Source organism: Peribacillus sp. B2I2 (assembly GCF_041261685.1).
Lineage (GTDB): Bacteria > Bacillota > Bacilli > Bacillales > DSM-1321 > Peribacillus.
The window spans coordinates 1,240,233-1,263,003 of record NZ_JBGCCB010000001.1; the positions used below are offsets into that span (position 1 = coordinate 1,240,233).

General features: G+C 40.7%; 22 protein-coding genes and 1 pseudogene. 14 read left to right on the top strand and 9 right to left on the bottom strand.

Features of this window, described 5'->3' with window-relative positions; all coding sequences use genetic code 11:
* The first annotated feature begins 9 nt into the window (after positions 1–9).
* Both ABIE66_RS06300 and ABIE66_RS06305 read left to right on the top strand, forming a co-directional pair.
* Positions 10–1,659 carry a glycoside hydrolase family 13 protein gene (locus tag ABIE66_RS06300; RefSeq protein WP_289324095.1) on the top strand — a complete coding sequence of 550 codons (1,650 nt, stop codon included), beginning with the start codon at positions 10–12 and terminating at the stop codon, positions 1,657–1,659.
* Between the two features lie 342 nt (positions 1,660–2,001).
* On the top strand, positions 2,002–3,045 hold the full coding sequence (locus ABIE66_RS06305; RefSeq protein ID WP_289324096.1) for a LacI family DNA-binding transcriptional regulator: 1,044 nt from the start codon (positions 2,002–2,004) through the stop codon (positions 3,043–3,045).
* Between the two features lie 36 nt (positions 3,046–3,081).
* On the opposite strand, the gene ABIE66_RS06310 is transcribed toward ABIE66_RS06305, so the two are convergent.
* From ABIE66_RS06310 to ABIE66_RS06330, 5 genes are all read right to left on the bottom strand, one after another.
* The gene (locus ABIE66_RS06310; protein WP_370016988.1) at positions 3,082–3,861 is read right to left on the bottom strand and encodes an MBL fold metallo-hydrolase; all 780 of its coding nucleotides are present in this window, start codon (positions 3,859–3,861) and stop codon (positions 3,082–3,084) included.
* Positions 3,862–3,987: 126 nt separating this feature from the next.
* Positions 3,988–4,863 (bottom strand): SDR family oxidoreductase, encoded by an 876-nt coding sequence (locus tag ABIE66_RS06315; RefSeq protein WP_289324098.1) that lies wholly within the window; start codon positions 4,861–4,863, stop codon positions 3,988–3,990.
* Between the two features lie 239 nt (positions 4,864–5,102).
* Positions 5,103–5,594 carry a YajQ family cyclic di-GMP-binding protein gene (locus ABIE66_RS06320; protein WP_289317490.1) on the bottom strand — a complete coding sequence of 164 codons (492 nt, stop codon included), beginning with the start codon at positions 5,592–5,594 and terminating at the stop codon, positions 5,103–5,105.
* A gap of 124 nt (positions 5,595–5,718) precedes the next feature.
* A complete protein-coding gene (locus tag ABIE66_RS06325) occupies positions 5,719–5,850 on the bottom strand; it encodes a DUF3941 domain-containing protein (RefSeq protein ID WP_081092478.1) in 132 nt (43 codons plus the stop codon).
* A 69-nt stretch (positions 5,851–5,919) separates the two neighbouring features.
* Positions 5,920–6,786 carry a DegV family protein gene (locus ABIE66_RS06330; RefSeq protein WP_289324099.1) on the bottom strand — a complete coding sequence of 289 codons (867 nt, stop codon included), beginning with the start codon at positions 6,784–6,786 and terminating at the stop codon, positions 5,920–5,922.
* 156 nt (positions 6,787–6,942) lie between these two features.
* Here ABIE66_RS06330 and ABIE66_RS06335 point away from each other — a divergent pair, with 156 nt between their 5' ends.
* Both ABIE66_RS06335 and ABIE66_RS06340 read left to right on the top strand, forming a co-directional pair.
* Positions 6,943–7,785 carry a YitT family protein gene (locus tag ABIE66_RS06335; protein WP_370014218.1) on the top strand — a complete coding sequence of 281 codons (843 nt, stop codon included), beginning with the start codon at positions 6,943–6,945 and terminating at the stop codon, positions 7,783–7,785.
* Positions 7,786–7,922: 137 nt separating this feature from the next.
* Positions 7,923–8,172 (top strand): annotated as a pseudogene (locus tag ABIE66_RS06340) (KGG domain-containing protein); the annotation flags it as partial.
* A gap of 45 nt (positions 8,173–8,217) precedes the next feature.
* Here the strand turns inward: ABIE66_RS06340 and ABIE66_RS06345 are convergent.
* The 3 genes from ABIE66_RS06345 to ABIE66_RS06355 all read right to left on the bottom strand — a co-directional run bounded on the left by ABIE66_RS06345 (position 8,218) and on the right by ABIE66_RS06355 (position 9,538).
* A complete protein-coding gene (locus ABIE66_RS06345; RefSeq protein WP_370014219.1) occupies positions 8,218–8,466 on the bottom strand; it encodes a DUF3813 domain-containing protein in 249 nt (82 codons plus the stop codon).
* On the bottom strand, positions 8,466–8,618 hold the full coding sequence (locus tag ABIE66_RS06350) for a hypothetical protein (RefSeq protein WP_164468789.1): 153 nt from the start codon (positions 8,616–8,618) through the stop codon (positions 8,466–8,468). The genes ABIE66_RS06345 and ABIE66_RS06350 overlap by 1 nt, the downstream gene beginning before the upstream one ends.
* A 104-nt stretch (positions 8,619–8,722) precedes the next feature.
* A complete protein-coding gene (locus ABIE66_RS06355) occupies positions 8,723–9,538 on the bottom strand; it encodes a Cof-type HAD-IIB family hydrolase (protein ID WP_370014221.1) in 816 nt (271 codons plus the stop codon).
* A 242-nt stretch (positions 9,539–9,780) separates the two neighbouring features.
* On the opposite strand from ABIE66_RS06355, the gene ABIE66_RS06360 reads away from it, so the two are divergent.
* The 3 genes from ABIE66_RS06360 (at position 9,781) to moaA (ending at position 12,072) form a co-directional block, all read left to right on the top strand.
* Positions 9,781–10,569: an alpha/beta fold hydrolase gene (locus tag ABIE66_RS06360; protein WP_370014222.1), complete on the top strand. Its 789-nt coding sequence runs from the start codon at positions 9,781–9,783 to the stop codon at positions 10,567–10,569.
* A gap of 38 nt (positions 10,570–10,607) precedes the next feature.
* Positions 10,608–10,949 (top strand): metal-sulfur cluster assembly factor, encoded by a 342-nt coding sequence (locus tag ABIE66_RS06365; protein ID WP_370014223.1) that lies wholly within the window; start codon positions 10,608–10,610, stop codon positions 10,947–10,949.
* A 133-nt stretch (positions 10,950–11,082) separates the two neighbouring features.
* A complete protein-coding gene (moaA, locus tag ABIE66_RS06370; RefSeq protein WP_370016989.1) occupies positions 11,083–12,072 on the top strand; it encodes a GTP 3',8-cyclase MoaA in 990 nt (329 codons plus the stop codon).
* A gap of 266 nt (positions 12,073–12,338) precedes the next feature.
* On the opposite strand, the gene ABIE66_RS06375 is transcribed toward moaA, so the two are convergent.
* On the bottom strand, positions 12,339–13,001 hold the full coding sequence (locus tag ABIE66_RS06375) for a Crp/Fnr family transcriptional regulator (protein WP_370016990.1): 663 nt from the start codon (positions 12,999–13,001) through the stop codon (positions 12,339–12,341).
* Positions 13,002–13,260: 259 nt separating this feature from the next.
* Here ABIE66_RS06375 and argC point away from each other — a divergent pair, with 259 nt between their 5' ends.
* The 7 genes from argC (at position 13,261) to argF (ending at position 22,711) form a co-directional block, all read left to right on the top strand.
* Positions 13,261–14,298, top strand: coding sequence for an N-acetyl-gamma-glutamyl-phosphate reductase (argC, locus tag ABIE66_RS06380; RefSeq protein ID WP_370014224.1), 1,038 nt, complete (start codon positions 13,261–13,263; stop codon positions 14,296–14,298).
* A gap of 16 nt (positions 14,299–14,314) precedes the next feature.
* A complete protein-coding gene (gene argJ / locus ABIE66_RS06385; protein WP_289317483.1) occupies positions 14,315–15,547 on the top strand; it encodes a bifunctional ornithine acetyltransferase/N-acetylglutamate synthase in 1,233 nt (410 codons plus the stop codon).
* A 10-nt stretch (positions 15,548–15,557) separates the two neighbouring features.
* Entirely contained in the window at positions 15,558–16,331 is a 774-nt protein-coding gene (argB, locus tag ABIE66_RS06390) for an acetylglutamate kinase (RefSeq protein ID WP_370014225.1), read from the top strand.
* Complete coding sequence (locus ABIE66_RS06395) at positions 16,328–17,479, top strand: acetylornithine transaminase (protein WP_370014226.1); 1,152 nt, start codon at positions 16,328–16,330, stop codon at positions 17,477–17,479. Before argB ends, ABIE66_RS06395 begins: the two co-directional genes overlap by 4 nt.
* A gap of 81 nt (positions 17,480–17,560) precedes the next feature.
* Entirely contained in the window at positions 17,561–18,643 is a 1,083-nt protein-coding gene (locus tag ABIE66_RS06400; protein ID WP_370014227.1) for a carbamoyl phosphate synthase small subunit, read from the top strand.
* On the top strand, positions 18,636–21,755 hold the full coding sequence (locus ABIE66_RS06405) for a carbamoyl-phosphate synthase (glutamine-hydrolyzing) large subunit (RefSeq protein WP_370014228.1): 3,120 nt from the start codon (positions 18,636–18,638) through the stop codon (positions 21,753–21,755). The genes ABIE66_RS06400 and ABIE66_RS06405 overlap by 8 nt, the downstream gene beginning before the upstream one ends.
* On the top strand, positions 21,752–22,711 hold the full coding sequence (gene argF / locus ABIE66_RS06410; protein WP_370014229.1) for an ornithine carbamoyltransferase: 960 nt from the start codon (positions 21,752–21,754) through the stop codon (positions 22,709–22,711). The genes ABIE66_RS06405 and argF overlap by 4 nt, the downstream gene beginning before the upstream one ends.
* Positions 22,712–22,771: the final 60 nt, after the last annotated feature.

Sequence of the window (22,771 nt, forward strand, 5' to 3'; positions counted from 1 at the left end):
GGGTACAGCATGAATAAGATTTGGTGGAAAGAAGCGGTTTGCTATCAAATATACCCGCGCAGTTTCATGGATAGTAATGGTGATGGTGTAGGAGATATTAAAGGATTGATTTCAAAGCTCGATTATCTGCAGGATTTAGGGGTAGATGTCATTTGGATTTGTCCATTTTACAAATCGCCCAATGCGGATAATGGCTATGATATTAGTGATTATCAAGCAGTTTCCGATGAGTTCGGTTCAATCGAAGATATTGAACTGTTATTGGAAGATGTTCACGCACGTGGGATGAAGGTGATACTCGATCTTGTTTTGAACCATACAAGCGATGAGCACCCCTGGTTCGTTGAGTCACGTTCGTCACGCGATAATCCGAAACGGGATTGGTATATATGGAGGGATGGGCAGGACGGACGGGAGCCTAATAATTGGGAAAGTATCTTTTCCGGAAGTGCCTGGAAATTCGATGAAAGGACCAATCAATACTATTTACATTTATTTGCCGAAAAGCAGCCAGACTTAAACTGGAAAAATGAGGGTGTGCGACAGGCGTTGTATGAAATGGTGAATTGGTGGCTCGATAAGGGAATTGATGGCTTCCGGATTGATGCGATTACGCATATTCATAAGCGTGAAGGCCTGCCGGATATGCCCAACCCTTATTGGCATCAGTATGTACCTGCGTTTGAAATGCATACCAATCAGGACGGGATTCTGGATTACCTTCAGGAGTTGAAGGAAGAGACTTTCTCTAAGTATGATATCATGACGGTCGGGGAGGCCAATGGGGTCAGGATTGAGCAGGCTGATGAATGGGTCGGGGAATTGAATGGGAAATTCAATATGATATTTCAATTTGAACATCTTGGACTTTGGAATAGGGGACATAATCACGATGTTGATGTTCAGGGGTTAAAACGCACCATGACCAAGTGGCAAAAGGGGCTGAAAAACAAAGGCTGGAATGCTTTGTTTTTTGAAAATCATGACCAGCCCAGAAGTGTATCGACCTGGGGAAATGATCATCAATATTGGCTGGAAAGCGCAAAAATGCTTGGGGCTCTATATTTTTTCATGCAAGGGACACCTTTTATTTATCAAGGCCAGGAAATAGGCATGACGAATGTCAAATTTGATTCGATTGATGATTATGATGATGTTGGAATGAAAAATTTTTACCGGATTGAGACCTCAAAAGGTCGTCCGCATGATGAAATAATGAACATTATATGGCATAGCGGCCGTGATAATTCACGAACGCCGATGCAATGGAATGATAAAGAAAATGGTGGGTTCACGCACGGAGCACCCTGGATGAAGGTTAATTCCAATTATCGTGCCATTAATGTAGAACAGCAGAGGAATGATCCATCATCCATTTATCATTTCTATAAAAAAATGATTGAACTTCGAAAAAAACATCAGGTCCTTGTATATGGGGAATATGAATTATTATGGGAAGATCACCCTGAACTTTATATTTATACAAGAATTATGAATGGTGATTCAGTCAAGGTAATATGTAACTTTAGTGTGAATCACCACCAAATCGATCTTTCTCATTGGGGTGAAATGGAACTTTTACTAGCTAATTATGAGGATTGTCCTGAAGGGTCCGTTATTGATTTACGACCATATGAAACAAGGATTTATCGTTATTGATCTATAAATATCTTCCTTTGATTTGATTGGAAACTAGCTTTAAACCCTATGTAGTTAGTCGTCTGACTTCTTTCTACCCAAAAGACCTGTCGTTTTTTAGAAGCTGATCCATAATCAGCTTCTTTTTAATTTTTGAAAAATATACGAAAAAAAACGGAAAAGTGGGTATTTTCTGATAAAATGAATAAACGGCAAAAAAAGTATGGAAATAGCTATTGGGCAGAGTGTATTATTAATACATAAAAATGTATAAATATAAAATAAATATAAGAGAAGTGTTTATTGGTATTCACCTTTTTTTGAATGAAGTCAATAAAGGCTAAGAAGGGAGAGGGGAAATGCATGGCCATCACGATAAAAGATGTGGCACAGTTAGCGAATGTTGCTCCTTCAACAGTTTCTCGAGTGATTGCAAATAATCCTCGAATAAGTGAAAAAACAAAGGTACGGGTACGTAAGGCGATGAATAAATTAGGATACCATCCAAACTTCATTGCACGAAGTCTTGCTAATCAATCAACCAGGATCATTGGCTTGGTACTGCCAAGCTCGTCAAATGATTATTATCAAAATCCATTTTTTCCGACGATCCTCCAGGGTCTTAGTGAGGGAGCTCAGGAAAACCATTATTCCCTGTTGCTAAGCACGGGAAAAACAGAAGATGAAATCTACGAAGGAGTCGTAAATATGGTGCAGGGGGGGATGGTTGATGGAATAATCCTGATGTATTCTAGGATGGACGATCACATTCTGACCTATTTAAGAGCAAGGGATTTTCCGTTTGTCATCATTGGGAAACCCTATGATTTTATCGAGGAGATAACATATGTAGATAACGATAATGTCTTGGCAGCCGAGCAGGCAACAGATTATCTCATTCAGCTAGGGCATGAAAGGATTGGATTCATCGGAGGTGATGTAACCCTAGTGATGACCCTCGATCGCTTATTAGGTTATGAACGAGCGTTGAAGAGTGCTGGAATCAATCGAAGGAAGGAATATACCCTGCATGAAGACTTTTTGCATGAAGGTGGACAAGCTGCTGCAAAAAGGTTACTATCCATCGATGAACCACCAACCGCTTTGGTGGTCAGTGATGATCTTATGGCACTTGGCATCGTGCATTCACTTCGCGAGATGGGCGTGCGCACTCCTGAAGAAATGTCCATCGTAAGCTTCAATAACGTTCTTTTCTCTGAACTGTCACTACCAGCCCTGACTTCTGTAGATATTAATATCTTCGATTTGGGATATCAGGCTGCTAAGGGCATCATTCAAATGCTGCAAACTGGAGATACTCCTGCTGGGTCCATCATTCCACATCATTTTGTGGAAAGGCATTCTTGCAGATCGATCAAGCAAGGTTCGATGGCCATGACTTATTAAACGAAAAGGGCATTGCGTAAAAGCAATGCCCTTTTGCTAGAAATGTACGCTGAAACTTTGAAATGTATGTACACCCGTTCCGTGTCTGACTAAGTTATTCTCTCTAAGATATTGAATGGCTGTAAGTATTTCACAAAAAATCTTTGGTTCAAGGCCGAGTTGGTTGTGTCCACCATAGATTTTGGAGACTTTCTGGATCGAAGCGATTTTTTCTAACGAATTCACAAGGTCTTCAGGGCTTGTCGAGGGATAAAATGCATAAACTGGAGTATCTGAATAAAGCAGGTCACCAGTAAATAAATAACCAGTTTCATGATCCAAAATAGAGATGTGGCCAGGTGAATGCCCAGGTGTGTGATAAATGCCTAAACTGCGGTTCCCAAGATCAATGGTGTCCCCATCCGATAAGAGTTTATCCGGGTACCCCTGGTATGGCTTGTATGTATCAGGGTCGAAAGACTTCGGTACGGGTATAGTGATATCCCGTGCCATGTCTTTTCTTATTTGTTCCAAAGACAAACCTTTAATGCCGTGGATCAGCCAATCGGCATCATCACCATGAACATAAATTGTATCATAATCCCCATGTCCGCCAATATGATCCGCATGCACATGTGTGGTCAGGACGATTATCGGAAGTTCGGTAAGCTGGTCCGTAATCCGCTTAATCGGCACGATGCCTAATCCTGTATCGATTAACGCAGCTTGGATCTCCCCAATTAGTAAAAAGGAATGAACTTTCTCCCAATGACCATATTCACTAATTGCAAACGTCTTTGAGCCCAATTCCTGAACGGCGAACCATGGGTCTACAATATTTTTCAAATGACACCACTCCTTCCATACCCAATATTTCCGTGTTAACTGGAAATATCCTGCTTAAAAAAAGCAAAAGCAGTGGATTTCAATTTGCGACGAAATCCACTGCGTTTGAAGTTAGCCTTATCCGTTTACAACGGTACCGCCATTTACGTGGATGACTTGTCCGCTGACATAGGATGAATCATCACTAGCCAAATAAACATAGGCTGGTGCTAATTCCTCTGGCTGTCCTGCGCGGCCCATTGGAGTATCCGTACCGAATTTGGCAACATCCGCTTCACCGAATGAGGCAGGAATCAGCGGTGTCCAGATTGGACCTGGCGCAACGCCGTTCACTCTGATGCCATCTTTTGAGATGGAGTTCGATAGAGCTCTTGTGAAGGCTAGTATTGCACCTTTTGTTGAAGAGTAATCGATTAATTTTGGATTGCCCTGATAGGCTGTGATAGAGGTAGTATTAATGATGCTGCTTCCTTTTTTCAGGTGCTTCAATGCAGCTTTTGTTAAATGAAACATCGAGAAAATATTAGTGCGGAACGTTTTTTCCAATTGTTCAGCAGAAATGTCAAGGATACTTGTCTGCACATGCTGTTCTCCAGCGTTGTTGACTAGAATATCCAAACCGCCGAATTCATCCACCGTTTTTTTGACGACATCCTGGCAGAATGCTTCATCACCGATATCTCCGGAAATGAGTAAACATCTCTGGCCTTCTTTCTCGATCAATTCTTTTGTCGTTTTAGCATCTTCATGTTCATCCAAGTAGGCAACTGTCACATTAGCACCTTCTTTAGCATAATAAATGGCAACTGATTTACCGATTCCACTGTCTCCTCCAGTTATGATTGCCGTTTTCCCTTTTAATTTACCACTTCCTTTGTAGGTAGATTTAACTGAATCAGGGTTCGGTTCCATTTTTGTTTCCACTCCAGGTTGATGTTGTTGATGTTGAGGTGGAAATCCTTGTTTGTTTTGATTTTGGTTTTGACTAGTCAAGATTAAACGCCTCCTGTTTAATTATCTACGCTTTTCTATTCCTTCTTTTGGGAAAAAGAAAACATGGAAAAAATGACCAAAATGATGAGTTTGGGTTATTATTTAATCTGAGGAACATGACTATTCTATCCATGTTCCATGAAGGAGATTCATTTGAGGGAAAAGAGGGTATTACCGCTATAGAGGCAGCTGCTACATATAAAAAAGACCCACCCAAAAAGCAGGTGAGGCCTTCTTACTTAGCGGTAATTTAAAAATTGTACATCAATGGACAGGTCAGCGCCTCGGATCGCAGAAATGATTCCTTGCAAATCATCCCGGTTTTTACCGGTAACACGGATTTGATCATCCTGGATTTGGCTTTTCACTTTAAGACCGCTATTTTTAATGATGGTATTGATTTTTTTTGCTTGTTCCTTATCGATACCTTGAATTAACTTAGCACGCTGGCGAACGGTACCGCCAGAAGCACCTTCTAATTTACCATAGTCCAGATTCTTGATGGGTACGTCACGTTTAATGAGTTTACTAATGAGGACATCCTTCAACTGTTCGAGCTTATACTCATCGTCGGACACTAAAACCAGGTCTTCTTTTTCAATGGTGACGCTGCTTATGCTACCTTTAAAATCATAGCGGGTCTGAATTTCCTTCATAGCCATGGTAACTGCATTCGTTACCTCTGAAAAGTCTACTTTCGAAACAATATCAAATGAATTTTCCTTTGCCATCACTTACCTCCAGCAGGTTTTATTTCCTTTATTATAGAGAAAGAGTGATAGGAAGACAACTATATAAACCATATGGTAAATCGGTGACTGCTTATTAAAAAAGCGAGGGCACAAGCCCCACGCTTCACTTATGGTCCGTTTTCTTCGAATAGGAGTGCTTACCTGCAGTGAGGTTTTCCTGATATGCGATATTTTTCTCGGCATTTATCGCTTGGTTATCTTTTGGCCTTTTATTGTTATCAGTTGTTTTTGACATAGTGAAAACTCCCTTCCATTATCATGATCAATATATATTGTTCACAAATATGGAGGGGAGTATGTATGTTTATGATTTCTCAGGGGTATCGTTTAAGAAGAAGAGGGCAATTGTACCAGGACCGGCATGTGCACCGATGACGGAGCCGATTGTATGGATCATGAAATCGGTTGTCCCGAATTCATTTTGAATGGCTTCCTTCCATTCCAATGCCGTGGCTTCATCATCACCATGACTGATGGCAATCGTTTGGGTTGTTAAATTTTTGCCTCTTTCATGCATTAAATCTATTACACGTTTAATCAATTTCTTTTTGCCGCGTATCTTTTCAAGCGGAACAAGCTTCCCACCTTCAACATGCAATAACGGTTTAATGTTTAATAAACCGCCAACAATGGCAGAGGTTTTGGAGATGCGACCGCCACGGGCCAAATAATCAAGATTATCAACAGTGAATAGATGCTCCATATGTCGGGTGCGGAATTCGATGTCAGCTAGGATCTCTTCTTTAGTGGCACCGTTTGCTGCTAGATCGGCAGCTTTCTTTACAATTAAACCGACCCCCATCGAAGCGCATTTCGTATTGACGATTTCGATGTCAAGGTCAGGGTACTCTTCCTTCACCTGATTGAGAATCATCACTGCCGTTTGATAAGTTCCTGATAACTCAGAGGAAAAGGCTATATAGATCCCTTGTTTTTTCTCCTTGGCAAACTGTGTGAAAAGTTCTATAAAGTATTCTGGAGAAGCTTGCGATGTTTTAGGAGCTTTTCCATCAATCATCGCCTGATAGACTTCGTGAGAATTAATGGTAAGTAAATCTTCGTAATTTTCCCCATCAAGATGGACTTGTAAAGGGATTAATGATACATTGTTTTCCTTATAGAAAGACAATGGCAAATCACATGCACTATCTGCAAGAATTGTGATAGCCATAATACACCTGCTTTCTTTTTACAATTTTTAGAAAATGAGTGGTCACTTTACTTTTTAGTGTAGCACGAAACGGTGAAAATTCAATCTCTACGTAAATAGAATAAATAATTAAGGGTAAAAAGATAATAGGATAAGGGTGAAATGGAGGTTTTTAGAATGTACAGTGGTGAAATGAAGAAAATTATCATAGTTGTGGTCGGAGCATTACTTAATGCTGTTGCGATGAACTTTTTTCTAATACCGGCAAACGTATATGCAAGCGGCTTTACAGGTGTGGCCCAGCTACTATCAAGAATGATAGGTTCTTTTGCTCCTTTTAATGTATCGACAGGAATTCTATTGCTTTTATTGAACATTCCAGTAACGATCATTGCCTGGCGGAAAGTTGGAAAGTCCTTTACTTTTTATAGTTTCCTCAGCGTTGTCTTGATGTCCTTTTTTATGGAAATCATTCCGATTACACGCTGGTCACCTGACATACTATTGAATGCGGTGTTTGGCGGAGTCATAGCTGCAGTGGGTGTGGGAATCACCTTGAAATACGGTGCATCGACTGGCGGAATGGATATTATCGCTATGCTTCTATCACGGAAGAAGGATAAACCTGTAGGTACTTATTTATTTCTGCTGAATGGCGTGATCATTGTGACTGCAGGAGCTGTTTATGGACCGGAAAAAGCCTTGTATACACTTGTTACCCTTTACACATCTACCCGTGTTGTGGACGCGATACATACTCGTCATGAAAAGCTTACAGCCATGATCATTACGAAGAAAAGCGAAGAACTTAAACAGGCAATCCATGCTCAGTTAGTTCGCGGAATTACAAGGGTTCCTGCAAAAGGGGCGTTCACTAACGAAAATAAGGAAATGTTATTGATCGTCATTACAAGGTATGAACTTTATGACCTTGAACGGATCATCAAAGAAGTGGATCCACACGCTTTTACAAACATTATAGAAACTTCGGGCATTGTCGGTACCTTTCGCAGGGAATGATATTAACAGGGAAATTAAAGCCATTACACTTCCATTACAAAAGGAAGAATTTTTCGGTGTTATAAGTTTATAGCTTGTACAATACGGCTAATTCTGATAATGTAGCGCCAATTTAAAACCTTGAAGGAGTGATAAAAATGGCTAACGATGAAAAAATGAGTAGAGAAGAAGCAGGACGTAGAGGCGGGGAAGCCACTTCTAAAAATCACGACAAGGATTTTTACCGGGAAATTGGGCAAAAGGGCGGAAAAGCGACATCGAATAAATCATGATAAGGACTTCTATCAAGAAATTGGACAAAAGGGCGGCGAGGCCACTTCCGATTCCCATGGTAAAGATTTTTATAAAGAGATCGGTGGAAAAGGAGGTAAGGCAAGAAATAACAATTGATGAACATAATGAAAGCCTCCAGGAATCCTGGAGGCCTTCACTTTATTTCGAGTGGTTTTCCAGCTCTTCCTGGAGTTCTCGCAGTTGTTCTTTTTCCGCCTCTGTAGTATTGGCAAAGGCTGATGAAAGAGCGTTTTTAGCGACTTCCTCTGTCTTGCGCTGGTCACCGTCATGCTCAGAGTGGAGAGCATTTCTTGCGATTTCCTCTGTCTTATGCTGGTCACCGTCATGCTCAGAGTGGAGAGCTTCTTCAACAAATTCCCTTGCCTTCTGGAATAGATTGTTTGCCATTAGAAGCCACCATAGCTTTGTTCTGACATAATTCTTAACCTGTCTTTTTCAGCCTCTTCAAACGTAGTGTGATAAGGGATTTTTTCGGCATGCCTGGCAACACTTTCTTTGCCCTGCTGTACAAATCGTTTAGATTTACTGCTTTTACCCATGCTTATCTCCTCCGATTCTGAGCGTTGTCGACAACATAAAGGAAGCTGTTGTCCTTATTAGTTTGGCTTGTAAGAGAGATATTATTAAGGTAAAAAATGACGTATTAGGGTTTAATATTGAATTTTTCTTCAAGGAAGACTGCTATTCCGTCTTCTTCATTCGTCAATGTAGTCGTATTTGCCACTGTTTTTACTGGTGAGATTGCATTTCCCATAGCGACTCCGGTTCCCGCGTAATCGAGCATTTCCAAATCATTATCTTCATCCCCGAAAGCGATTATCCTGTTTTGAGGCATTTCCAGATAGTTGGATACGCGTTTTAGCCCGACGGCTTTACTTAGCCCGCTCTTAATGATTTCAATGATATGAAAAGGCTCTGCCCAGCGGCGATGATCGACCAATTCTGCATGAACATCGGATAAATGCTGGCGAATCTGGCCTACAAATTGACTATCTGTGTGAATTAGCATCGAAGTTGGGGAATCCTTAAGGAAATTGCGCAAGTCACCCGTCTTCATGTTTGGATTTCCTAAATTGAACATATCCATCAATTTTTCATCATGATAATGGACATAAACATCGTCACGGACTTCTGCGATGATGTTGTGATACTCAAACTGATCACACGCTTCAACGATCTCCTTCGCTACATTTATATCCAGTGGAGAGTGGTATACCCCCCAGCTTGTCTGTAATGGGTGATGGATGAAAGCGCCATTGAAATTAACGATTGGTGTAGTCAATCCCAATTCCCGGTAATAAAGTTCACTTGAGCGAAAGGGACGACCGGTAGCTATCATAACTTCGTGTCCATCTTCCTTAAGTTTTAGCAGTGTTTTTTTAGTTCTTGAAGAAATTGTTTTTTTATCTGTAAGTAAAGTACCATCAAGATCCAATACGATTAAATGTCTCTCCGCCATGTACACACCTTCTGTTCTTTTTGATTTCATTATATGCAAATATTGTTAAGACTATTTTAAAGTAAATGTAAATCTTTTTCATTCTTTATGCATTCCTGTATGATATTACTATATGTAGGATCATGATACTTAAAGTGATGCTCAGGTTTAAAGGAATGGAATGAGGAATGCAAAATTCTTTTTGAGAAGGTTGTTGAACTTCTTTTAGATAAAAACCGAACAAATTATTCGGAGGGGTTAACTTGATAATAATTGAAAAAGAACAAATTGGACATATTCCTGTATTACACTTAAGTGAGGAAACCACTTCCCATCAGAAATTACCGCTTATTATTTTTATACATGGTTTTCAAAGTGCAAAGGAACACAATCTTCACTATGCTTATTTATTGGCTGAGAAGGGGTTTCGTGTACTTCTTCCCGATGTGATTCATCATGGGGAAAGGGAAGCTGGTTTAAGTGATTCCCAAATGATGCCCCGTTTTTGGGAAATGGTTTTACAGACCATCCAGGATTTATCTTTGATGAAGGATGATTTAATATCCAGAAAATTAATTGATCCTGACAGAATTGGTGTAGCGGGTACCTCTATGGGGGGAATAGTGACTAATGGGGCTCTTGCTGCTTATGATTGGATATCGGCCGGAGTCAGTTTGATGGGGAACCCATCATATGTCGCGTATGCAGAGCTCCAAATGGCGGAAATTAAGAAAAGAAAAGTTGATTTCCCCGCTACTGATGAGGAAGTTGCCAAGGTGATTGAACAGCTCAAGCCATTTGATTTGAGTCTTAATCAAGATAAGCTTTCCAACCGCCCGCTTCTTTTTTGGCATGGAGCTAAAGATCCAGTGGTACCATATCAGCATGCATATCGCTTTTATGAAGGGGTCAAAGCGGGTTATAATGAGGCAAATGAAAAAATCGAATTTATTCTCGACCCTAAAGCAGGACACAAGGTCAGTAGAGAAGGAGTACTTCTTACTGCAGACTGGTTCGCGAAACATTTGCTGTCAACTGTGCAAAAAGCTTAAGTACTCACCCGAAATCTGTTATGATTCTAATACGGACAATGAAGAGATTTTCCATAAAAGGAGTGATCGAAGTGGATCAAGATACAAAAGACATTATTTTAGGAGCTTTGGAGCAGGTCATTGACCCGGAGCTTGGTATAGATATCGTGAATTTAGGTTTGGTATATGATGTTGATATGGATGAGGATGGTCTGACTACAGTAACGATGACATTGACTGCAATGGGCTGCCCGATGGCTGGGACGATTGTCGATCAAGTGAAATTGGTTCTGGAAGATATTCCAGAGGTCAAGGAAACGGATGTTAAAATAGTCTGGAGTCCGCCGTGGACCAAAGACAAAATGTCCAGATATGCTAAAATTGCATTAGGAATCAAATAATAACCAGGTAATAGAAATATAAAGCCAGTCAAAAAACAGTGAATCCATTCTATGGAGCCACTTTTTATGGTCTGGTTTTTTTCTAATACTTATGGCTAGGAGTGGTTAATTGAACAGTCATATAAAAGATTCAATGGACAGGCCACTAAGGGATTTAAGGATTTCAGTCATAGATCGGTGCAACTTTCGCTGTCAGTATTGCATGCCTGCTGAAATTTTTCATGAGAATTTTCAGTTCCTGCCTAAAAGTGAGCTATTATCTTATGAGGAAATTGTAAGGCTTTCTAAAATATTTGCAAGCTTAGGGGTTAAAAAACTAAGGTTGACAGGCGGGGAACCATTACTCCGGAGAGATCTTACCACTCTGATTTCAAATCTCGTTCAAATTGATGGTATTGAAGATATCGGATTGACTACGAATGGTGTCTTCTTGAGAAAACATGCCGCGAATTTGAAGGCAGCTGGTTTGCAGAGGGTTAATATCAGCTTAGACAGTCTCGATGATGAACTTTTCAAGAAGATGAACGGCAGGGGCATCGGGGTAAAGCCGGTCATTGAAGGCATAGCTGCTGCCAAAGTAGCTGGGCTTGGCGTTAAAGTCAATATGGTTGTGAAAAAAGAAACCAATGAATCCCAAATCCTGCCGATGGCCCGTTTTTGTAAAGAAGAGGGCATTCAATTACGCTATATAGAATTCATGGATGTCGGACATACAAATGGCTGGCAGTTGAAGAATGTCATTACGAAAAAAGAATTGCTCGAGATGCTCCAAACCGAATTCGATCTTGAACCGGTTGATGAAGATTATTTTGGAGAAGTGGCAAAACGCTTCCGTTATAAAGGCACTACTGCAGAAGTGGGCTTCATAACATCAGTATCCGAGTCTTTTTGTTCCAGTTGTACACGTGCACGACTTTCTGCTAATGGAAGTTTATATACATGCCTGTTTAATGGAAAGGGGCATGACTTGAAGTCATTGCTACGTTCCGACATGACAGATGAAGAATTGACAGAATTCATCATTTCACTTTGGAACCATAGGGACGACCGCTATTCAGATGAACGGGCAGCGGGAACAGTGACAAAACAGGAAAAAATCGAAATGTCATTCATTGGCGGGTAAAAAAAGTGATCCTGTCTGAATGAATATATACTAAATTAGGGGATGGCAACTATGCCATCCCTTAATTTAGTATATATAGTTGTTAAGGCCTTCCGATGCTTGTCATTAACTTATACGGATTTTTATGCATTTTTTATAATACTGTGAAATTATTATATCGAATCCTTTGTAATGAAAATAATTAAATGGTCCTAGGGATGAATTTGAAAACAATCATTTTAAGATCAAGTAAGACATTATGCAATCGCTGTTTTTATGGAAGGGTTTTAATCGATGGTACAGATTTCTATTGGACAGTTTTCACAGTCGATTTCCTGCTTCAAATAGTCTAAGTCAAGAATCGTAATGCGTCCCTTATTAATGGAGATGACATTGTTTTTCCTTAATTGGGCTAGCATTCGATTGACTACCTCGCGGGATGTGCCGCAAAAATTGGCGAGTTCTTGGTTTGTAAAAGGAAGATTGATAACTTTACCGTTTTCAACTTCAGTGCCATAGCTATTTGATAAACGGATGAGGGTGGAGTAAAATGCACCTTTCTTACCGTGCAGGAGCATATCGCGGAATTTAGACTGATTTTTACGGTTTTGAACGGATAACCATGTCATCATATCAACTGCAAGATGGCTATCGGAGGCGATTTTCTCTTCTAATGCTTCTTTGGAAATAACCGCAACAGTTCCATCTTCCAACATTTTTGCATTCATCATATATTTAGGATTTTGAGAAAAAAGGACTGTTTCCCCAACCAAATCATTCTCCGAACAAATGCGCATAGTTAATTCACGGCCGTCGGGAACAACCTTACTCACTTCTACTTTCCCTTTTAAAATGTAATACAAATCACTTGCTGGGGTGCTCTCCTGGAAAAGGAAGCGCCCTTTTTCCATATGTTTAACTTGCTGTTCATTATCTAAAATTGCATGCATCCGATTGGATAACGAAAATTCATTCACGTATATGACCACCTTTTAAATACCTTTATAACACAATCACTACCTTTGATTTAAACGGAAAAAACACTAGTAGTCAACAACTTTGGATAATTTTAGAAGATCACTTGGATAATTTTCCATATTAAAGTGAAGTTTCTAATTTTATAAAAATACATTTGATTTTATTTTTATTCAGTCTTATAATAATAGAATCAAAGAATGACAGGGACTTGAAATTATAGGAGATGGTTTTATGAACGTATCAATAGTAGGTGCAACGGGTTATGGAGGAGTGGAACTAATAAGGTTCCTGAATAATCATCCGCAATTTAAAATAAAATCATTGCATACTTCATCCCAATTTGGTCGGAATTTATATGAAGAAAATGCACATTTAATGCATATGAAAGATAAATTAGAAGAAATTGACCCGGAAGCGATTGCAAAAAAATCCGATATTGTATTTCTTGCAACTCCTTCTGGTGTTTCCTCGCGATTGATTTCGGAATTTTCTGACCTTGATATTAAAGTAATCGACCTTTCAGGAGACCTCAGGCTTCAAACCCCGGGTGAATACGAACACTGGTATAAAAAACCAGCCGCCCCACAGCATATTATTGAAGAAGCTGTATACGGATTGGCTGAATGGAATGCCGAAGCAATAAGAAAAGCAACGATTGTTGCGAATCCAGGGTGCTACCCAACTGCATCACTTTTAGGCCTCGCCCCTTTATTCACTGAAGGATTGGCCGGAGCAGCCGCAGAAGTGATCATCGATGCAAAATCCGGGGTTTCAGGCGCGGGTAAATCACTTTCGGCCGTTACCCATTATAGTGAAATGAATGAGAACTTTAAGATATATAAGGTAAATCAACATCAACACATACCGGAAATCGAACAACAGCTTGGACGATGGTCATCGGATTTACAACCTATTACCTTTAATACCCACCTAGTTCCAATGACAAGAGGGATTATGGCAACGATGTATATAAAGGTAAATCGGGGGACTTCAAATGTTGAATTAAAGGATTTATACGAAACAGTATACGAGAACCACCCATTTGTCCGGGTACAGCCGCTCGATCGCTTTCCATCAACGAAACAAGTATATGGATCGAACTTTTGCGATATTGGCGTCGCATATGATGAAAGGACAGGTAAGGTAACGGTGGTTTCAGTTATTGATAATTTAGTGAAGGGTGCTGCAGGGCAGGCCATTCAAAATGCAAATATATTAATGGGACTAGAAGAAACGGCAGGACTATGGAACAGTCCGCTATATCCGTAAATTTTGGAGGGAAATAATGAATACACTACAGTCAGTTGAAGAAATCAAACAAATTAAAGAAGGAAACATTTTAATGCCACAAGGGTTCAAAGCGTCAGGTGTCCATGCAGGATTGCGCTACTCCAAAAAGGATGTTGGCATCATTTTTACCGATGTACCAGCGTCAGCGGCTGCGGTTTATACACAAAATATAGTTCAAGCAGCTCCAATCAATGTAACGAAAAACAGCATTGCCGCTACTGGAAAACTTCACGGCATTGTAGTCAATAGTGCCTGTGCGAATGCTTGTACAGGAGAACAGGGTTTAAAAGATGCAAATGAAATGAGGAAGCTTGCGGCTCAAAAGTTCGGTTTGGAGGATCATTCTTTTGCAGTGGCTTCAACTGGAGTCATTGGGGAATACATGGAAATGGAAAAAGTTAAGAAAGGCATAGAGTCCTTACAGCCAGAAAATACATCTGAAGCTGCTGAAGATTTTGGTACCGCCATTTTAACAACGGATATTGTAACGAAAAGCTGCGGTTATGAAACAATGATTGACGGTAAAACCGTGAAAATGGGCGGAGCTGCGAAGGGTTCGGGAATGATTCATCCAAACATGGCCACAATGCTCGGTTTCATTACAACGGATGCTGTCATTGAACCGAATGATTTACAGCAAGCACTATCTTCCATAACCAATGATACATTCAATCAAATTACGGTTGATGGTGACTGTTCAACGAACGACATGGTGTTAGTGCTAGCGAATGGAAAAGCGAACAATGAACCTTTGACGCCTGACCATCCTGAATGGTCTGTCTTCCTGGAATTATTAAAACAAACATCCGAAAATCTGGCCAAACAAATTGCGAAAGACGGAGAAGGTGCCACAAAACTTATAGAAGTGAATGTTCATGGCATGCAGACGAAGCAAGATTCACAGATGATGGCGAAGACGATCGTTGGATCAAATCTAGTGAAAACGGCAGCTTTTGGAGCGGATGCAAACTGGGGACGAATCATTGCTGCAATGGGAAGAAGCGGTGTGGGATTCAAGCCGGATCAAACAACGATTGTTTTTGGTGATATCGTCGTACTTAAAGATGGTGAGCCAATACAGTTTTCTGAGGAAGAAGCCAAGGCTTACTTGGAAAATGAAAGTATCATCATTCATGTTTATTTGAAAGACGGTAATGAATCGGGAACGGCATGGGGCTGCGATTTAACCTATGATTATGTAAAAATAAACGGAAGCTATCGTTCGTAAGGAGGTAAGAATGAACATATTAGTCATTAAGTGCGGCGGCAGTATCATTAATGAGTTATCGGAGTCGTTTTTCAATAGTGTTAAAGAGTTACAAAACCGGGGGTATCATATTGTCTTTGTTCATGGAGGCGGCCCAGATATAAATTCGATGCTTGATAAATATGAAATTGAACCAGTCTTTGAGAATGGTTTAAGAAAAACGACTACTGAAGTGATGGAAATTGTGGAACTTATCCTGGCAGGCAAATCGAACCGCAGTCTCGTTCATAAATTAGAAGCACACGGCTTAAAGGCAGTTGGTTTAAATGGTTCTGACGGCGGAATTCTAACAGGTGAGTATATAGATGAACAGAAACTTGGAGCTGTAGGTAAGATACTAAAAGTCAATACTGAATTACTTAGACTTTTATTCGAAAATGGTTATTGTCCGGTATTGACGCCAATTGCAACTACCGAAGAAGGTACTAAATTAAATGTGAATGCTGATATGGCTGCAGGGTCAGTAGCGAAGGCACTATCGGCCGAGATGTGTTTATTTGTGACCGATGTTAAAGGGGTCTTGAAGAATGAACAGATCATTGAGAAATTGACTGAAACGGAAGCAAAGGAATTGATCGAGGATGGAAGCATCCATGGAGGAATGATTCCAAAAGTCAATACAGCGTTGTCGGTTCTTAATAAAGGGGTTGAAGAAGTGATGATCGTTAGTGGAAAAGATCACTTTTATCAAGGCGGACAATTCATCGGAACGAAATTTCTTCAGGAAGAAGGGGTATTTCAATGAGTTCTTTATTTCCAACATATGCAAGGTGGAACATTGAGCCAGACACAGCGTCAGGAATGAAGATTACGAGTACAACTGGTAAAGATTATCTGGATTTCACATCCGGAATCGGGGTTTTGAATCTTGGGCATTGTCATGAGAAGGTAAAAATGGCCGTCACGGAACAGCTTAATAAATATTGGCATGTTTCCAACATGTTTAACAGTTCCATACAGGAACGGACAGCAAAAATGCTGGCAGATGCCTCTGGTCTAAGCCAGGTATTTTTTGCCAACAGTGGTGCCGAGGCGAATGAGGCAGCTATCAAACTTGCACGTAAAGCTACTGGGAGAAGCAAAATTGTCACATGTCAGCAGTCTTTCCACGGCCGCACGTTTGCAACAATGGCTGCAACGGGACAGGAAAAAATCAAAACTGGTTTCGGACCTATGCTAGCTTCGTTCGAATATGTTCCATTTAATGATAATGATGCCATGACAGCAGCCATTGATGAAAATACGGCGGCTGTAATGATTGAAATAGTTCAAGGTGAGGGCGGCATCCATGTTGTACAGCAATCCTATCTGGACGCGATTCAAACTAAATGTCAAGATCACGGAGCCCTTCTTATCATTGATGAAATCCAGACTGGGATCGGACGTACAGGGAAACCATTTGCATTCCAGCATTTCAATATCCAACCGGACATCATCACTTCTGCTAAGGGGCTGGGAAATGGCCTGCCAATCGGGGCGATGATTGGGAAGGAAAGGCTGTCGGAGTTCTTTAACCCTGGAAGTCATGGATCCACTTTTGGAGGTAATCCCGTTAGTGTCTCAGCAGCTGAAGCCGTTTTAATGGAAATTTTCCAATCAGGATTTTTAAAAAGTACCGTGAAAAAGGCTGAATACCTTGAGAGTGAATTGGCAAAAGCATTGAATGATTCGGAAGAAGTGATAGAGATTCGCGGACTGGGAATGATGGTCGGGATTGAATGTAAACAAGATGTTCAGGGGTTTTTAATGGAACTTCAAGAAGAGGGCTTATTAGTATTGAGTGCAGGTTCTAAGGTACTTCGTTTACTTCCATCTCTGACAGTTACTGAACCAGAGATCGATATGGCGATAAACAAAATTAAAAAAGTATTGGCAATTAAACAAACTATCTAAATTGAATGAATTTTTATAGAATAAAATGAATAATTATGCTATTATATATATAAATATACATCATCTAAAGAGGTGAAGATCATGAAAAGCTATCTATATTTAGAGAATGGTTCCGTCTTTGAAGGGGAATTGCTGACTAAATCGACTGAAAAAGCAATCACTGGAGAGATTGTCTTTTTTACAGGAATGACCGGATATCAAGAAGTATTGACAGATCCTTCATATAAGGACCAGATTGTCATCTTCACATATCCTCTAATCGGAAATTATGGAATCAATGAATATGATTTTGAAAGTAAGAAGCCGCATGTTGCGGGTGTTATTGTATATGAAGGAAATATGGGTCATTCTCATTATCAAGCTAAATATTCACTTGGTGAATATTTAGACAAGTGGAACATTCCTCTTTTAGGCCATGTTGACACAAGAGCGGTTGTTAAGAATATAAGACTGGAAGGTTCCATGCAAGCAGTCATCACAGCGGAAGAAAAATTCACTGTCGAACCTGGTCTGAATGGTTTATCTGCCCACGTTGCTGAGGTATCCACAAAGGTGGTCGAGAGTTTTGGAGAAGGCGACAAGCACGTGGTGATGATGGATTTCGGTTATAAAAAATCCATATTGGATTCATTGGTTGAGCAAGGCTGCCGAGTCTCGGTCGTACCATTCGATACTGAATTCGAACAAATCAAGGACTTGAAGCCAGATGGTATTTTGCTTTCAAATGGGCCTGGGGATCCAAAACAGCTTGAATACCTTTTAGGAAACATAAAAAAGATCATTACGAATTTCCCGACGATGGGCATCTGTCTCGGTCATCAATTAACGGCACTAGCCTTTGGGGGAAATACAAAAAAAATGCTGTTTGGACATCGCGGAGCGAATCAGCCCGTGGTCGATTTGAAAACGAAAAAGGTGTATATGAGTTCTCAAAATCATAGTTATGAGGTTGATGAACCGAGCTTACAAGGAACATCGCTTCAAGTGAGATTCAGAAATGTGAATGATAGTACAGTTGAGGGGCTCATGCATGAAGACCTGCCAATATTCACTACCCAGTACCACCCAGAGGCAAATCCAGGGCCTATCGAGAGTTCACTACTATTCAACGACTTTTTACAAATGATAAATGATTATAGCGGGAGAGAAAAAGCTTATGCCTAAGGACGACACGATAAAGACCATATTAGTGATTGGTTCGGGGCCGATTGTCATCGGGCAGGCCGCCGAATTCGATTATGCAGGTACACAGGCCTGCCTCGCTTTAAAAGAAGAAGGATATAAAGTCATACTGGTCAACAATAATCCGGCAACGATCATGACTGATGATATGAATGCGGATGCTGTCTATTTCGAACCTTTAACCGTCGATGTACTGGAAAAGATCATTTCCAAAGAAAAGCCGGATGGCCTGCTCGCTACATTAGGAGGTCAGACAGGATTAAATCTTGCTTATCAATTGGATGATGCCGGAGTACTTGAAAAATATAAAGTCAAATTATTGGGAACTCCAATCGACTCCATCAAAAAGGGGGAGGATCGTGAACTGTTCCGTGAGCTGATGTTTGAAATAGGAGAACCAGTTCCAGACAGTACAATTGTCCATTCTCTTGAAGAAGCGCTAGCTTTTGCCGATAAAATCGGTTTTCCCATCATCGTTCGTCCTGCTTATACACTGGGAGGCACTGGCGGTGGGATTGCTGATTCACTGGATACCTTTAAGGAACTCGTACGGGGCGGACTCCAAGAAAGCCCGATTACACAATGCTTGATTGAAAGAAGCATTGCTGGATTTAAAGAAGTCGAATATGAAGTGATGCGAGATGCCAACAATACGTGCATCACCATCTGTAACATGGAAAATATCGATCCGGTAGGGATTCATACAGGTGATTCAATCGTGGTGGCGCCATCACAGACCTTATCTGACGATGAGTTTCAGATGCTGCGTGCCGCTTCCATTAAAATCATCTCTGCTTTAGGTATAATAGGCGGCTGTAACATTCAATTTGCACTTGATCCGAATAGCAAACAATATTATCTAATAGAAGTTAACCCACGCGTCAGCCGTTCGTCGGCACTAGCTTCAAAAGCAACAGGTTATCCAATAGCTCGCATAGCTGCAAAGCTTGCTGTCGGCTACCATTTATCTGAACTTATCAATCCTGTAACGAAAAGCACATATTCAAGCTTCGAACCTGCTCTTGACTATGTAGCGGTGAAGTTCCCGAGGTGGCCATTCGATAAATTTACGACCGCCAACCGCAAATTGGGAACACAGATGAAGGCCACAGGTGAAGTGATGGCTTTACACCGCAGCTTTGAGGGGGGAGTCCAAAAGGCAGTCGATTCTTTGGAATTAAAAACGAATGGACTGCAGCTAGCATCGCTGAAAAATAAAACGGTTCCTGAACTTTGGGGGAAGCTTGCCGAAAAATCTGACGAACGAATATTTGTCATTTTTGAAATGCTTAGAAAAGGCGTGACGATTGAAGAAATCCATGAAGCGACAACCATAGATTATTTCTTCCTTAAATCCTTTGCCTCATTGATCCAAAAAGAAATGGAAATCGAAGCCATGTCAATCGATCAGGTGACTAAGGAAGAATTGCAGTCATACAAGGAAAAGGGCTTCTCAGACCGCTATCTTGCTTCCGTATGGAATGTAAGTGAGATGGAACTGAGAGCACATCGGATATCACTTGGCCTTACGGCGGTCTACAAAACGGTTGATACATGTGCAGCCGAGTTCGAATCACATACTAACTATCACTATTCAACATATTTTGGTGAAAATGAACAGAAAAAGACTGATAAAAAGAAAGTCTTGATGATTGGCAGCGGTCCTATCAGGATTGGACAGGGAATAGAATTTGATTACTGTTCCGTTCACGGGGTTTATGCACTCCAAGATGAAAATGTTGAAACGATCATGATCAATAATAACCCTGAAACGGTAAGTACAGATTTTGCGACCGCAGATCGCCTTTATTTTGAGCCGTTAACCCTTGAATACGTTCTTAATGTAATAGAAGCGGAAGATATTGAAGATGTAATCGTTCAATTTGGCGGACAGACTGCGATAAATCTCGCAAAAGGCCTCGAAGATTACGGTGTCAATTTGTTGGGGACTTCATTTGATACTCTTGATCAATTAGAAGACCGTGATCGCTTTTATCAGCTTCTTCAAAAACTGGATATCCCTCATGTGCCGGGTTCAATGGCTAATGGTGAAGAACAATTAATTGAACGTGCAGAGGCAATCGGTTTTCCAGTGCTCTTACGCCCATCCTATGTAATTGGCGGCCAGGGAATGGAAATCATCCGCTCCAAGGAAAGCTTATTGAATAGAACGGAAAATGGAACGGCACTTGTATATCCCGTGCTAATCGATTCTTATATTCCGGGAAAAGAAGCCGAAATCGATTTGATCGCAGATGGAAATGATGTATATATTCCAATCATTGCTGAACATGTTGAAAAAGCAGGGGTTCATTCAGGGGATAGCATGGCATTGTTGCCGGCTCAATCCTTAACGGATGATATCAAAGATAAAATGACCCTTTATGCCAAAAAACTAGTAATGGAGCTTGGTTATAAAGGACTTATGAACATCCAATTCGTGATTGACGGAAATAGTGTATATGTATTGGAAGTGAATCCCCGTGCCAGTCGGACCATTCCAATCATCAGTAAAGTGACTGACGTATCCTTAGTACAAATAGCGACAAAAATATTGCTCGGGAAATATTCATTGTCGAATGTGTTAGATAAAACGGGCTTGATGGAAGAAATTCCATATGCAGTCGTAAAATATCCAGTATTCTCTACATTTGCACTTAGCGGACTTGATTCGAAGGTGGGGCCGGAAATGAAATCAACAGGTGAAGGAATCGCCATCGGAGAAACGGTAAATGAAGCATTGACAAAAGTATTTCATGCTCAAAACGCAAAAAATACCTCAGGTGTATATCAATCCGAATCAGTCCAATTAAGTGAAGATTTACTTGTTCAAATCGAAGAAGCAGGTTTGACACTGGGGGATTCTGATTTTAATGAATGGTTAAATGAAGGGAATGCAGCGGTCGTATTGGCATATGGAACAACAGAAGAAGATAAGAAGCTAAGGTTACTGGCAGCAAAATATCGACTGCTTGCATTTACGGAAGAAGAGACTTTTAAGGCCTATCTACAATCGTTGGAAAATGCTGATCCAGGGGTTACCTCGCTTCAGGAATGGCTTGTATCATATTCGAAAGGAGTGTCACACGTATGAGTTCAATGACGGCACCGACACAAGCGAAGATTTTAAATGGAAAAGATTTTTTGACCATGAAGGAGTCTACACCCATAGCAATTGAAGATTTGTTAAAGCTAGCGCAGACCATTAAAGGCAAATGGCAAGCTGGTGAAGAATATACACCTTTAAAAGGGAAAACGCTGGGGATGATTTTTGAAAAATCGTCTACCCGTACACGTGTATCTTTTGAAGTTGGCATGATGCAGCTTGGCGGACACGCTTTGTTCTTGAGTGGCAATGACTTGCAAATTGGACGTGGGGAAACTATTTCCGATACTGCAAAAGTCCTTTCTGAATATATAGATGGCATCATGATTCGTACCTTCGAGCATGAAAAAATACTGGAGTTGTCAGAAAATGCCTCTATCCCAGTCATCAATGGGTTAACAGACCTTGCACATCCCTGTCAGGTGCTTGCTGACTTCTTGACGATCATCGAGATTAAAGGACAGCTAAAAGGCCTGAAGATGAGTTATATCGGAGATGGCAATAATGTTGCCAATTCATTGATGGTGGGCTGCGCAAAAATGGGAATGGACTTTTCCATTGGGTGTCCTGAGGCCTACAAACCTGACGAAAAGGTCGTTGCCTATGCTCAAAAAGTGGCAGAAGAGACTGGCAGTGAAATTGTGGTGACAACCTCAGCTTCGGAAGCTATAAAAGATGCGGATATCGTCTATTCCGATGTTTGGACCTCCATGGGGCAGGAAATCGAGAATAGCATTCGCTTAGAAGCTTTTAAAAATTATCAAATCAATGGTGAACTTGTAAAACTTGCTAAAGAAGATTATTTATTCATGCATTGCCTGCCTGCACACAGGGAAGAAGAGGTAACGGCTGAAGTCATCGATGGACCTAATTCCGTCGTTTTCCACCAAGCCGGAAATCGTCTGCATGCCCAAAAAGCGGTTCTAGTGGATTTAATGTCTTAACCAAAAAAAGCGTCTGCTCTCTGAGCAGACGCTTTTTGATTCTGCTGATTTCCTGTGTGT

Bases quoted from the DNA above. Each gene is read 5' to 3' on its own strand.
- ABIE66_RS06300 (WP_289324095.1), top strand. From the start codon at position 10: ATGAATAAGATTTGGTGGAAAGAAGCGGTTTGCTATCAAATATACCCG.
- ABIE66_RS06305 (WP_289324096.1), top strand. From the start codon at position 2,002: ATGGCCATCACGATAAAAGATGTGGCACAGTTAGCGAATGTTGCTCCT.
- ABIE66_RS06320 (WP_289317490.1), bottom strand. From the start codon at position 5,594: ATGGCAAAGGAAAATTCATTTGATATTGTTTCGAAAGTAGACTTTTCA.
- ABIE66_RS06325 (WP_081092478.1), bottom strand. From the start codon at position 5,850: ATGTCAAAAACAACTGATAACAATAAAAGGCCAAAAGATAACCAAGCG.
- ABIE66_RS06330 (WP_289324099.1), bottom strand. From the start codon at position 6,786: ATGGCTATCACAATTCTTGCAGATAGTGCATGTGATTTGCCATTGTCT.
- ABIE66_RS06335 (WP_370014218.1), top strand. From the start codon at position 6,943: ATGTACAGTGGTGAAATGAAGAAAATTATCATAGTTGTGGTCGGAGCA.
- ABIE66_RS06345 (WP_370014219.1), bottom strand. From the start codon at position 8,466: ATGGCAAACAATCTATTCCAGAAGGCAAGGGAATTTGTTGAAGAAGCT.
- ABIE66_RS06350 (WP_164468789.1), bottom strand. From the start codon at position 8,618: ATGGGTAAAAGCAGTAAATCTAAACGATTTGTACAGCAGGGCAAAGAA.
- ABIE66_RS06355 (WP_370014221.1), bottom strand. From the start codon at position 9,538: ATGGCGGAGAGACATTTAATCGTATTGGATCTTGATGGTACTTTACTT.
- ABIE66_RS06365 (WP_370014223.1), top strand. From the start codon at position 10,608: ATGAAGAGATTTTCCATAAAAGGAGTGATCGAAGTGGATCAAGATACA.
- moaA (WP_370016989.1), top strand. From the start codon at position 11,083: ATGGACAGGCCACTAAGGGATTTAAGGATTTCAGTCATAGATCGGTGC.
- ABIE66_RS06375 (WP_370016990.1), bottom strand. From the start codon at position 13,001: ATGCATGCAATTTTAGATAATGAACAGCAAGTTAAACATATGGAAAAA.
- argC (WP_370014224.1), top strand. From the start codon at position 13,261: ATGAACGTATCAATAGTAGGTGCAACGGGTTATGGAGGAGTGGAACTA.
- argJ (WP_289317483.1), top strand. From the start codon at position 14,315: ATGAATACACTACAGTCAGTTGAAGAAATCAAACAAATTAAAGAAGGA.
- argB (WP_370014225.1), top strand. From the start codon at position 15,558: ATGAACATATTAGTCATTAAGTGCGGCGGCAGTATCATTAATGAGTTA.
- ABIE66_RS06395 (WP_370014226.1), top strand. From the start codon at position 16,328: ATGAGTTCTTTATTTCCAACATATGCAAGGTGGAACATTGAGCCAGAC.
- ABIE66_RS06400 (WP_370014227.1), top strand. From the start codon at position 17,561: ATGAAAAGCTATCTATATTTAGAGAATGGTTCCGTCTTTGAAGGGGAA.
- ABIE66_RS06405 (WP_370014228.1), top strand. From the start codon at position 18,636: ATGCCTAAGGACGACACGATAAAGACCATATTAGTGATTGGTTCGGGG.
- argF (WP_370014229.1), top strand. From the start codon at position 21,752: ATGAGTTCAATGACGGCACCGACACAAGCGAAGATTTTAAATGGAAAA.